General features: G+C 43.1%; 11 protein-coding genes. All 11 read right to left on the bottom strand.

Translation table 11 applies throughout. The features are described from left to right. Positions 1-29: 29 nt before the first annotated feature. On the bottom strand, positions 30-1,463 hold the full coding sequence (locus tag T538_RS0103435) for a sodium:solute symporter family protein (protein ID WP_031532163.1): 1,434 nt from the start codon (positions 1,461-1,463) through the stop codon (positions 30-32). 55 nt (positions 1,464-1,518) lie between these two features. Then, the gene (ispD, locus tag T538_RS0103430; RefSeq protein ID WP_081834843.1) at positions 1,519-2,202 is read right to left on the bottom strand and encodes a 2-C-methyl-D-erythritol 4-phosphate cytidylyltransferase; all 684 of its coding nucleotides are present in this window, start codon (positions 2,200-2,202) and stop codon (positions 1,519-1,521) included. Then, positions 2,202-3,335, bottom strand: a complete 1,134-nt coding sequence (locus T538_RS0103425) for a dTDP-glucose 4,6-dehydratase (RefSeq protein WP_031532160.1) — start codon at positions 3,333-3,335, stop codon at positions 2,202-2,204. Before T538_RS0103425 ends, ispD begins: the two co-directional genes overlap by 1 nt. Further along, complete coding sequence (gene rfbC / locus T538_RS0103420) at positions 3,336-3,920, bottom strand: dTDP-4-dehydrorhamnose 3,5-epimerase (protein ID WP_031532159.1); 585 nt, start codon at positions 3,918-3,920, stop codon at positions 3,336-3,338. 4 nt (positions 3,921-3,924) lie between these two features. Further along, positions 3,925-4,815 carry a glucose-1-phosphate thymidylyltransferase RfbA gene (rfbA, locus tag T538_RS0103415; protein ID WP_031532157.1) on the bottom strand — a complete coding sequence of 297 codons (891 nt, stop codon included), beginning with the start codon at positions 4,813-4,815 and terminating at the stop codon, positions 3,925-3,927. An 11-nt stretch (positions 4,816-4,826) separates the two neighbouring features. Further along, the gene (locus tag T538_RS0103410) at positions 4,827-6,014 is read right to left on the bottom strand and encodes a GDP-L-fucose synthase family protein (protein ID WP_031532156.1); all 1,188 of its coding nucleotides are present in this window, start codon (positions 6,012-6,014) and stop codon (positions 4,827-4,829) included. 4 nt (positions 6,015-6,018) lie between these two features. Then, a complete protein-coding gene (gmd, locus tag T538_RS0103405) occupies positions 6,019-7,125 on the bottom strand; it encodes a GDP-mannose 4,6-dehydratase (RefSeq protein WP_051655852.1) in 1,107 nt (368 codons plus the stop codon). A gap of 113 nt (positions 7,126-7,238) precedes the next feature. Further along, complete coding sequence (locus tag T538_RS0103400) at positions 7,239-8,003, bottom strand: lysophospholipid acyltransferase family protein (protein WP_031532153.1); 765 nt, start codon at positions 8,001-8,003, stop codon at positions 7,239-7,241. Positions 8,004-8,200: 197 nt separating this feature from the next. Then, positions 8,201-8,410, bottom strand: a complete 210-nt coding sequence (locus tag T538_RS0103390; protein WP_139185190.1) for a hypothetical protein — start codon at positions 8,408-8,410, stop codon at positions 8,201-8,203. A 7-nt stretch (positions 8,411-8,417) separates the two neighbouring features. Then, on the bottom strand, positions 8,418-12,773 hold the full coding sequence (locus T538_RS0103385; RefSeq protein ID WP_031540803.1) for a hypothetical protein: 4,356 nt from the start codon (positions 12,771-12,773) through the stop codon (positions 8,418-8,420). A 198-nt stretch (positions 12,774-12,971) separates the two neighbouring features. Then, a complete protein-coding gene (locus T538_RS0103380) occupies positions 12,972-13,175 on the bottom strand; it encodes a hypothetical protein (protein WP_031532149.1) in 204 nt (67 codons plus the stop codon). Between the last annotated feature and the right edge of the window lies 1 nt (position 13,176).

Below are 13,176 nucleotides of genomic sequence, written 5' to 3'. Positions count from 1 at the left end.
CATCTTTTCTTCGTATAGTTAGCGAGTTTCTACTTGCGCCTTCGGTCTAAAATCATCGTAAAAATGAATCCCGAGCAGAATATCACGACCGTGCCAAACACGATGGCAAGATAGCCGTGAAGCATCGTTCCTGCCGATATGAATCCGATTATCGCTACTCCACATATAACGGCAAGAGCCGCCGCCATATTGCCCACTTTCTTGCTTACGAATGCCAGAAGGAATAATCCCAACATTCCGCCGCTAAAGACGGACGATAGTTTCCACCAAGCATCGAGAATTCCATCGACGTGCGACAGCAGAATCGCCACTACGATTCCTATCAGGCCCACAATCACGCCCGAAATCTTCAGCACCCTGATGCGCTCTTTCTCCGAAGCCAGCGAGCGCACTCGCACATAATAATCAGTCAGTATAATTGTCGATGAGGATGAGATTGATGTAGCCACCGTACTCATTCCGCTCGCGAAAATCGAAGCTATCAAAAGTCCCGTCAAACCCACAGGCAACTGATGCACAATGAAATAAGGAAAGACATCATCAGCCTTGACGATACTTGCCGGCAGCAAGTCGGGCTGCATCTTGTAGAATACATACAGCGAAGTACCAATCATAAAGAAGAATGCCGACACCGGAATGAACAAAAAAGCACTGAACATCGCGCTGAACTTTGCCTGCTTCTCGCTCTTGGCAGCATGATACCGCTGCACATAACTCTGGTCTATACCGTAATTCTGCAAATTTGTGAATATTCCGTAGACGAAGCAAACCCAAAACGTAGAAGTGCCAAGTTCTAACGAAAAACTGCCAAGCGAGAACTTGCCGTCAGCCAAAGCCGTCTCAACAACATTCGACGGTCCTCCCGGAGTCTGAAACAGCAGCACAAGCATACAAACAATCGTTCCACCAATAAGAACGATGCCTTGAAGAGCCTCGGTCCAGATAACCGCCTTTATTCCGCCGAACATCGAATACATTATTATTGCTACAGACGACAGCACGATGACGAGTTGCAAATCCCATCCCAGCAGAATATTCATAGGCAAAGCCATCAGAAACAAGATTGTGCCAATGCGTGCCATTTGAGTAAGCAGATAGCAAGCCGAAGCGTATAGTCTTGCCCACAGTCCGAATCGCTCTTCGAGATAACTGTATGCCGACACACAGCCCATATTGCGATAGAACGGAACGAAATACATAACGGCAAAAAGGGCGGCAACCGGTATCGACAGACTGAAAACAAACGCGTTCCAGTTTCCGGCATATGCCATGCCCGGATATCCCAAATAGCTTATGCTGCTTACATAAGTCGAAAATATTGACATTCCGACAACCCACCCAGGCAGGTTGCGACCACCCGACACAAACTCTTCCGAAGAAATCTTCTTCTTGAAAAAAGAACAGCCAAAGAGCACTATGCCTCCTGTGAAAAGGAAAAATATTATAAAATCAATCAGATGCATAATAGACTGCAAATATAATACATTTCCGACAGTCTGCAAAAAAAAGAACCGCATATCAACGGTTCAGATAACTTTCGAATGTCTTTATGTCCTCTTTGAACGTAATCTTGATATTCGTGCTCTCGCCGTCCACGATGAATATCGGAACTTCGGGCATGTAACGGTGCACAACTCCGCAGTCGTCGGTCGTAACAAACTCAGGGTCGGCAAGTCCTCGTCGGTAAGCCTCGGCAATAACCCTGCGCTTGAAGCACTGCGGTGTCTGCACGTTTCTTAGCATCTTGCGCGGCGGAATGTTGCATATAAGTCCGTTTTCATCTACCTGCAAAATAGTATCGGTGGCAGGAACGGCAACATCAACGGCATCGTACTTCCCAAGAGCCTCCACGCACTCGCGAATAATCCGCTTGCTTACCATCGGACGGACGGCATCGTGAATCATTATGTTGTCATCGTCGTTGGTATAAGCCTCAATTGCAGCAATGCTGCTGTGATAGCGTTCCTTTCCACCCTTCAAAACGCGTTTCAGTTTTGGATGATGCTCGCCAATCAGTTCGCTCACCTTCTCAACGTAATCCTCGCGTGTAACGATGGCAATCTCGTCAATATCGTCCGACGATTCGAAAGCCTCGACGGTGTGTTCGAGAATCGTCTTTCCACATACCTCCAAAAACTGCTTTGGCAGTGATGCTCCCAAACGAGTACCACTGCCAGCAGCCAATAATATAGCAATATTCATTATCTTCCTGCGTACATTGATTCATAGTACTTTTCGTAATCTCCACTTGTGATGTTGTCCATCCATTCCTGATTTTCCAAGTACCACTTCACTGTCTTCTCAATTCCTTCCTCGAACTGAAGGGATGGCTCCCAGCCCAATTCCTTCTGAAGTTTTGTTGAGTCGATTGCATATCGAGCATCATGTCCGAGACGGTCGGTAACGTAAGTGATGAGATCCATGTCCTCGCCCTCCTTACGACCGAGCAGACGGTCAACTGTATTTATTACGACCTTGATGATGTCGATATTCTTCCACTCGTTAAAGCCACCGATATTGTAAGTTTCAGCAATCTTTCCGTTGTGGAAAATAACGTCGATGGCACGTGCATGATCCTCAACAAACAACCAGTCGCGAACGTTTTCGCCCTTGCCGTAAACAGGAAGAGCCTTGCGGTTGCGAATGTTGTTGATGAAAAGCGGAATCAGCTTTTCTGGGAACTGATAAGGACCATAGTTGTTCGAACAGTTTGTAACGATAGTCGGCATTCCGTAAGTATCGTGGAACGCTCTGACAAAGTGGTCAGAACTTGCCTTAGAAGCCGAATATGGAGAATGAGGATTGTACTTCGTAGTTTCGTAGAAGAAATCCTCGCCGTAAGCCTCGTGATGCTTTGAAGAAGAAGCCTTTGTAGTGAAAGGAGGCTCTATTCCCTCAGGGTGAGTCATGCTCAAAGCACCGTAAACCTCATCTGTTGAGATGTGATAGAAGCGCTTGCCCTCGTACTTCTCTGGCAACGACTCCCAATACAACTTGGCAGCCTGAAGCAAACTCAATGTTCCCATCACGTTTGTACGGGCAAAAGTGAATGGGTCTTTGATTGAGCGGTCTACATGAGACTCTGCTGCAAGATGGATAATGCCGTCAATCTTCTCGTCCTGCATAAGCTTGTAGAAAGCATCGAAATCGCAAATGTCCATCTTCACAAACTTATAGTTTGGCTTGTTCTCAACATCCTTTAGGTTGGCAAGATTACCAGCGTATGTAAGCTTGTCAAGATTGATGATGTTGTATTCAGGATACTTGTTTACGAACAGGCGAACAACGTGCGAGCCAATAAATCCGGCTCCACCAGTAATTACAATATTCTTCATTTAGTATAGCTTGTCGTTTATATCAAAAAACAGTTCAGCATCTTTCAAACAAGGATGCTTCATATCTTTCTCGCTCAAGATTGCCTTCTCAACAGGAATCTTCCAGTCAATGCCAAGGCTCTCGTCCTTTATGCAAATGCCGCCATCGGCTTCAGGATGATAGAACTCATCGCACTTATACTGGAACACGGCAGTCTCGCTCAATACGGCAAATCCGTGTGCAAATCCTCTTGGAATGAAGAACTGGCGATGATTATCTTCTGTAAGTTCAACAGCAACGTGCTGTCCGAATGTTGGCGAGCCCTTGCGGATATCAACGGCAACATCGAGCACAGCGCCCTTCACACAACGCACAAGCTTACTCTGAGAGTAAGGCATCTTCTGAAAATGCAATCCGCGCATAACGCCGTAGCTGCTCATGCTCTCGTTGTCCTGAACAAAATCAATTGTATGTCCAAGAATTGCACCCACCTTCTCGTCGAACTCACGCTTTGAGAAGCTCTCAAAAAAATAACCACGCGAATCCTTAAAAACTCGCGGTTCAATAATCAATACGCCTTCTATAGCAGTCTTTATTACTTCCATCTTTTTATTTACCTCCTTCAATTTCGTCTATAACCTTCAACAAATACTGTCCATACTGATTTTTCAACATAGGCTTGGCAAGCTCACGCATCTTGTCGGCATCAATCCATCCCTTGCGGAAAGCGATGCCCTCAAGACATGCCACCTTCAAGCCCTGACGCTTCTCAAGCACCTCGATGTATGTCGAAGCCTCGCTAAGCGAATCGTGAGTTCCGGTGTCGAGCCATGCGAATCCGCGTCCCAAAGTCTGTACTTTAAGCTGCTTGTCATCAAGGAATTGCTGATTAACAGTCGTAATCTCAAGTTCACCGCGAGGCGAAGGCTTGATATTTTTAGCAACCTCAACAACCTTGTTCGGATAAAAATACAATCCAACAACGGCATAGTTGCTCTTTGGCTGGGCTGGCTTCTCCTCTATGCTGAGACAATTGCCTTCCTTGTCAAACTCAGCAACGCCGTAACGCTCAGGATCGTTAACCCAATATCCGAAGACCGTTGCCTTACTTTCTTTCTCCGCAGTCTCTACTGCCTCGTGAAGCATCTTTGAGAATCCCGGGCCTTGGAAGATGTTATCACCCAAAACAAGGCAGACAGAATCATTGCCAATAAACTTCTCGCCAATGATGAATGCCTGAGCCAAACCGTCTGGAGAAGGCTGCTCTGCATACTCGAACTTCACACCGTAGTCACTGCCGTCGCCTAGCAGACGCTTGAACGAAGGCAAATCGTAAGGAGTTGAGATAATAAGAATCTCTCTGATTCCGGCAAGCATAAGTACCGAAATAGGATAATAAATCATAGGTTTGTCGTAAATAGGTATAAGCTGTTTACTGACTCCCTTGGTGATTGGATACAGTCTCGTTCCAGATCCTCCTGCTAAAACAATTCCTTTCATTGAATATGTATTTATATGGTCTGATGATTTATACAGATTCCCTGCATGTACCACTGGTACAATTTGTGGATACCCTCATCAATTTCAATCTTATGATGCCATCCAAGGCTATGTAGCTTGCTTACATCCGTAAGTTTCTTCATCGTGCCGTCTGGCTTAGAACTATCCCACTTGAGCGCGCCCTTGAAACCGATTTCAGCAACAATCTTCTCGGCACACTCCTTAATTGTAAGTTCCTTTCCTGTTCCTACATTTATGTGACAGTTGCGAATTTCAGTTATGCCGTCGCTGTTCTTAACGCTATTCTTGTATGTATCTTTAAAATCGACGTTAAGCAACACATGAACAGAGGCATCAGCCATCTCCTCGCTCCACAAGAACTCGCGAAGCGGAGCTCCTGTTCCCCAAAGTGTTACTGCCTCTGGAGTGATGCCATAACGAGACAACACGAACAAAATTGCTTCCTTGCTGCTGTTTTCATCAACCTTCACTCTGCCATCTGCCAAGACTTCTGCACCAGACAAGACATTTGCTGGCACTCCGTCGGCATTCTTTATTGTAACAGGACGCAGTTTGATATCTTTTCTCACAGCATCCCAATCATTCTCGTTCAGACACTTAGCAAGATGAATCTTACGAATCATCGCTGGCAGAACATGACTGTTTTCCAAATGGAAATTATCGTTCGGACCATACAGATTTGTCGGCATAACAGCAATGTAGTTTGTGCCGTACTGAAGATTGAAACTCTCGCACATCTTCAGACCTGCAATCTTTGCAATCGCGTATGGTTCGTTTGTATACTCAAGAGCGCTTGTAAGCAAGCAATCCTCTGGCATTGGCTGAGGAGCTTCGCGCGGATAGATACATGTTGAGCCAAGGAACAGAAGTTTCTTAACGCCATGCTTCCAAGCTTCGCCTATCACGTTCTGCTGAATTTGCAGATTCTGATAGATGAAATCGGCACGGTACTGAAGATTTGCCATGATTCCGCCAACGTGGGCAGCCGCAAGGACTACAGCATCAGGCTTTTCTTCATCAAAGAATTTCTTCACTGCCACGCCATCAAGCAAATCGAGTTCCTTGTGGCTCTTGCCTACAAGATTGTTGTAGCCGCGAGCCTTCAAATTATTCCAAATAGCAGAGCCCACTAATCCGTGATGCCCTGCTACATATATTTTCGAATTCTTATCTAACATTTTACTATTTGATAATACCCTTTTCCAAATATTCGGCAAGGTTTGTGCGCATTACGCTTGCAACGTGCTCTGCGGCAACCTTTTCCATATCGTGCTTTACCATTATCTGAACAAGCTGTTCGAACGTTGTTGTCTGTGGATTCCAGCCAAGTTCCTTCTTTGCCTTTGTAGGGTCGCCCCACAAGTTCACAACGTCTGTCGGACGATAGAAATCCTCGCTTACCTCAACTAAAGTTTTGCCAACAAGATTCTCAGGACCTGCAACACAAATACCCTTCTCGTCCATGCCCTCGCCCTCGAACTTCAGTTCGATGCCAGCAGCCTTGAACGCAGCATATGTAAACTCACGAACTGAGTGCTGAACGCCTGTAGCAATAACGAAATCCTCAGGTTTATCATGCTGAAGAATAAGCCACATACACTCAACATAATCCTTTGCATATCCCCAGTCGCGAAGCGAACTCAGGTTTCCAAGGTACAACTTATCCTGCTTACCCTGAGCAATACGAGCCGCAGCAAGAGTAATCTTTCGTGTTACGAATGTCTCACCACGACGCTCACTCTCATGGTTGAACAAAATACCTGAGCAACAGAACATGTTGTATGCTTCACGGTATTCTTTCACAATCCAGAAACCATACAATTTTGCAACTGCGTATGGCGAGTAAGGATGGAACGGAGTCTTTTCGTTCTGGGGAACTTCCTCAACCTTTCCATAAAGTTCTGATGTTGAAGCCTGATAGATGCGGCATGATTTTTCAAGGTGGCAAGCGCGAACAGCCTCCAAGACTCTCAATACACCTGTTGCATCAACATCGGCTGTAAATTCTGGAGCATCGAAACTAACCTGAACATGGCTCTGAGCAGCCAAATTATATATTTCTGTTGGCTGAACGGTACCAACGACCTTCACCAACGACATAGAATCACCTAAATCAGCATAATGCAAGTGGAAGTTTGGCTTTCCTTCAAGATGGGCAATTCTTTCTCGGTAATCAACAGAAGATCTACGAATAATTCCGTGAACCTCATAACCTTTTCCCAACAAAAATTCTGATAGGTATGAACCATCCTGACCGGTAACGCCAGTAATCAAAGCAACTTTTCTCATATCCAATTTAAAGTCTAATTATCTTTTAATTATTTTAAACATACTTGCAAAAGTATAACAATTATATATAATTTACAATTTTATTCAATAAATTTCGTAGTCCGACCAAAATATTACTGATCAGGATTTTCAACAAAGCCCTGATACTCCTTCACCAAGCCGTTGTTTATCACATTCCAGCTCTCGTTGAGCAGTTCCGCCATAGATTCTGCGCCTTTGCCCTTGGGACTAATCGGTTTATGTATCGTTACACTCAGCGGAACACGATTAACAAAGCTGACATATCCTTGAGTGCGAGGCTGACAATCAAAACTGCCGTTTATCGTAATCGGTACGACAGGCAACTGCAATTTGTCAGACAACAAGAATGCGCCTCTTTTAAACTCACCCATGTGTCCGCAGAATGATCTCGCGCCTTCAGGAAATACAACTACCGATGTTCCTCCCTGCAGAGTTTCACGCGCCTGTCTGATTGTCTCGGCAATCTTTCTCGGATTGCTTTTGTCTACGGCAATCTGATTCGTAGCCGAGCAAGCCCAACCAACGAAAGGAATCTTCAGTAGTTCCTTCTTCAGCATCCATTTAAAATGTCGGTTTATCGCCGCATAAATTATATAAATATCGAACGCACCCTGATGGTTTGCGACAAAGAGATACGACTGTTTAGGATCGAGTTCTACGCCTTCATCCATATTCACCTTAACCTTCATGCCAAGAGAGCCAATGATTACCTTTCCCCACCAAACCGCCGGCTGAAAGCACAGATAATCATTGTGAATCAAAGCACCGATTACCATAAACAAGGAGGTTATCATTGTCTGTGCCACTATGATTGGTAGGGCAATCAGAACCTGATATATTTTATATAGTTTATGCATAAATCTAATTTTATGGTTGCGAAGATACTAAAAAAATCAATTCACAAAAATTGTAAAGTTGATAATTATCGAAAAATATGCATCTTTTATATAAACCATAAGGATTTTAGCAACATATTCTGCTTTTTTACTCTGATTCGCCATCAAATTAAGAAAAACAAAAGAGGTATGCCGAAGAACAACATACCTCCAATTTGTTATCTTGCGGTGTTATGAGGATCCTCGCCTGTCCCCCATAGGTCACCCCATCTCGATTCTTTCGATTCACTCACCACAAATGAACCGCGTGGCTTTGCATTAGCCGAACCATCCATGTCCGAGCCAACCACAACATCTGTGAGGAAATCTTCCATTCCGTTAACCATAACCTTATGCAAGGTCGGTTTTACATATTGATTTTTTTTCATAGTTTCTTTATTTCTTGAATACCTTAATTCCATTTATTATATAAATACCCTTCTGCAAACCATCGAGAGCCTCGCCGTACTTAACAGCACTTCTAACCTTCAAACCGTCTACGCTGTAAACATCAACCTCTGTTTCTGCATCGATATTCGCAGACTCTATTGTCTCGATGTCTGTAGCCTCGTCAACCTCATAGTTCCTCCACATGCTACGGATGTAAATTGCCTTTGCACTAGCAGATGCAACATCGCCCTTGTCGCCGATTAGTTCAGACGAAGCATACAACATTGCGCGGAATGGAGTTGACCAAACGCCTCCGCAAGTTGCACCACGGCGCATAATCGGATTTCCGTTCTTGTCGTAGTCAAGATACAAATAATTCTTCCAATAGTTCTCACCTTCGGTTGCATTTGCTATGTATCTCTGTGTGAAGCCACGAAGTTCCATGCCGTTTGCTGCACTGTTGGCTGTTGGCTGGTTGAATGGTTTTGCCTCTGTATCTGTATATGGGCAGTTGGTCTTATTTATCTTACCTGAGCCTCTGAAGCTTACTACCGATCCGTCTGGTCCACTGTATGTCACCATATATTTACCTGCAGGAATTATATTACCACTTACAGTTTGGAAGTTGATATAAACCTTATTAGAACCATCCTTCTGCTCAAAATCAGAGAGTTCCTCAAACAATATATAAGGATTATTTTTGAAACCATTGTCATTAGGATTGAAACGAAGCTGCTGTTTTACACCATTATTATAGTATGATATTTCTTCAACATCAAATGGTAAATCTAACGACGCCAACTTTCCATTCCTCATCACACGTCTGTACTCAATATCGCCTACAACTCTAATATCCGAAGGTGCATAGAAGTTATATGGTACAACAAGTTCCTTCTTGGTTGCACCATTTACAGAAGGGTCTGTAAGACGAATTTCATTCGCCTCCAGATTATTATAGTGAGTTACACCGTTCACTATGGTTGCATCGCTATCCCAAGCACAGTTTATATCAGTCTGAGATGTACGTTCGTCGCACATTTTCCACATATCGATATTTACCTCGTCAAGAAGCGCACCGCTAACCATCTTTATATAATTATTCTTGCCGTTTCCAATCGCATCAATATAACTGATGTAATCGTGAGGCACAGCCAGAACAGAATTGCTGCTGTTTGTATAGCCCTGTTTCTGCTGATGTGCCACAGGCTGGCCGTTCATTTCTTCCTCCTTATAAGAGGTGTCATGATTGTCTCTATATACCTCTCCTTGATAAACTATTCTGCTTGTAACATCGTTACGTGATACAATTGGATAGTTGATTTCCCATCCGTCATCCTCATTGTAAAGATCACTATCAAGCGCACGATAGTAGTAAGTCATAACTGGCATATCATCGTACGAACCGTCTGTAGCCTTGTTTTCGTATCCGTTAAGATTCTGAACATAGTGAACTTCCTCAATGTCCGACTTGGCATCAGCGCTCAGCAGATAGGCAACTTTTCCGGCGTTGAAGCACTCACGGTCGAGCAACGTAATGTTCTCAGCCTGGTTGCTGTCGTACCAGTTAAGCTGACGAGTATCAGCCATCTGCTTGCCATATTTGTCCTTAACGGCCGAAACGGCATCAGGTATAAGCTGATAGCAGTTGTCAACCTTTGCGTTACTAGTCTTTGCAAAGCATGGAATCTCTCCATCAACAGCCGAAATATTATAGCAATTCTTAACCAGAGAGTTTGCGCCATCAACGCAGCCAATTCCGTACGCCTGCTTTACGAAGTTGCCGTTTGCATCAACAAACTGAACATTTCCCTTGTTGTAGCAATACTGTACAATCATCTTGTCTGCATCATCGCCTGTTGTTCCAATGATACCGCCACAATCGCTATTTTCATCATATATCTTGATTGAGCCCTCGTTGTAGCAGTCTGAAATCAGCGATGCAAATGAGCCTTCGTTTGTTCCAACGATACCGCCGCAACTTGCATTAGCCGTGATGTCTGCCTCATTATGACAATACTTAATCACCATATTGTAATTGTCGCCATCTGCATCCTTGGCATACTTCAATCTACCTACGATACCACCGTAATACTGCTTCATTCCAGCCTCAGAAACTGCCTCGATAACACCCTTGTTCGTCAAATCATACAAGCGTACTGCATCTGTCGTATTTACCATTGCTACGAAGCCTGCTGCATACATTCTTCCCGGAGCAATAGTACCATTGTTCGTACAATTCAAGATATCAAGCTTACCACTCTTTCTCGAACCGCTGTCGTTGCTGCCTGTCACGCCAACGAAACCGCCGTAATAATTCTCATAATCGCCAGAGAATTTAGTATCAATAGTAATCTCACCATTGTTTTCTGAATTCAGAATTCGCAAGACGCCCTGATTTATCGCAACAAATCCACCGGCATAGCCCTTAGCCATAACCTTTCCGTTGAATGAGCACTTGTCTATATGCAAAGTTCCGTCGTTATAGCCAACAAGACCGCTGACGAACTTACCAGAACTCTTGTCCAAATCAACCATCGAACCATAGATGTTCGAACTATTAATATTGAATTCCGTTCCTTTACGAATAGTACATGTTATACCGCCAACACCAATCTTGTCGCCAGTCTCTGTACATCCAGAAACATTAACATACAAGTTGGCGTTCTTTATATCTGCACCAGCATTTGCATAGCCAACAACGCCACCTGTATAAGCCTTGCTCAAACTACTCTTACATGATACGTTACAATAAGCATCAGCCGAGCCGTTTACGCCGTCAACAATAAGTTTGCCTTCAGTATATCCAACTATTCCGCCAGCAGAATTACTTGCTGTGTAAACAGAAACATTCTTAAGAGTTATATTAGTAACGTCCAAGTCGCCTTTCGAATATCCAACATATCCACCAACATGATTAGAACCTACCATTACGACATTAGAGACTTCAGAATTTGATATAGTTATCGTATTATCCGAAGTACACTTACCAACGACTGCTCCCAAACATTCACCGTTAAGCTCAATGTTTTTAAGCGACAGACGATTCACCTGCAACTCTGTACCCTTAGCCATGAAGGCCACGCAACCAGCAGCAGCGTAAATATTATTTTCAATCTTATATGAATATCTTTTTTGTGCATCGCCCATTGTGAAATTATCTACAATAAGCTTATCACTATACACAACACCCTCTTTCGGGCCCAAATTACCAACAATTCCGCCGACAAAACTTGGCCACGTACCAGACTTTTCATTCAACGTTACACTACAATCCTTAACCGTAATGCTTGCATTTTCTGTAATGGCGACATAGCCTCCTACTGCAAAATTTGAATTAATTCCACCTTTAAACGAACATCCAGTAAATGTAACATTCGCTGAAATAACCTCTCCAAAAAAGCCGGCAACACGAGCTTTACCACTCAATGACAACACCTCGGATTTACAATCTTTAAGACTTGAAGTATAGTTACCATTAAGTCTGCCAACAAACCCGGCAACATACGTGTTAGAGGCAGAAAAACCACTTTCCTTGTCATTTATTGTTTTATTAGCTATGACAGAAGTTTCAGTAGAGCTGATATTCTGCGCAAAGCCTGCACAACCGCCTACATAATTCTTTCCAGATATAACTCCGTTTACCGTTAGCGTTGTATAATCTACGGTCAGTTTTTTTGCAACATAGCCCGCCAAACCTCCTGTATAATTATAAGACGTAGCAAAATCAGAATTTAATGTTACGTTTACTCTTCTGAATCTCGCATTACCAACACAATTACCTATGAGCAAGCCGTTTTTGTCACCAACGATTTTATCATTGTTAACACTACTGAACTCAAAATTTACATTATAGAAAACGATATCTTTGGCATCGCTGAAGAAGCCATAGTATCTATTATTGGTAGTAACTCCAGAGCCTCGCAGATGTATATTCCTTATGGTATATCCTCCAACTGCATGTTCATGGATTGAACCATCTATATAATAGATACGATTTTGAGAGCCTTTTCCAACCCAATAATAATTACCCATATCAATATCGGCAGCAAGCTGGATAAATATTCCCTCGTATTCATTTTTATCTTTATCTACTTTGTCGTCATCTACGTGTCGATCGGCATTACTGAATATCCATGCAAGTTCTTCCGCTGTTTTTACGTTATAATAATGGTGATAACGAACCATAGTTACCCCATCTGCCATTTCTGCATTCCTCTCTTTTTGGTCACATATCACACCACCTTGACGTGCATGTTTTCCCCAATCATCATTATATCTTGGCTGGGCAAAAGCACCAACTGCACATACAAGCATAAGTATGTGTGCAAGTAAACATTTTTTAAAAAGCATATCTATCTTCATAATAAATAATCTCTTACCTATACAACAATAAATGTAAAATCCCTATCTTTTGAATTAATAACTTAAATGAAACATATTATTCTGCAAAATTACATATTTTTCTCATATTTAGGCATACTTTGGCTTTTAATATTACACAAAACAAAAAAAGAGTTGTACAAATAGCGTACAACTCTTTCTTTTTATAACGAAATCAGATTATTTTTCGTCTTCTGCCCAGAGGTCACCCCACTTACCGCGTCTGCCTCCTTCGTCGCCATAGTTTATTCTTGGCTTGGCATCACCACCGCCAACATACTCAACCGACTCCTTAATAAGAGTATCAACATCTACACTTTCGCAATATTTCTTGTCCAGCTCTATTCTGCTGAGCTTTGGAGCAACATATATCATCTTACCCATA

It is taken from the genome of Bacteroides sp. Ga6A2 (assembly GCF_000702225.1).
Taxonomy (GTDB): domain Bacteria; phylum Bacteroidota; class Bacteroidia; order Bacteroidales; family Bacteroidaceae; genus Ga6A1.
This window is presented reverse-complemented; position numbering and strand designations above follow the sequence as displayed.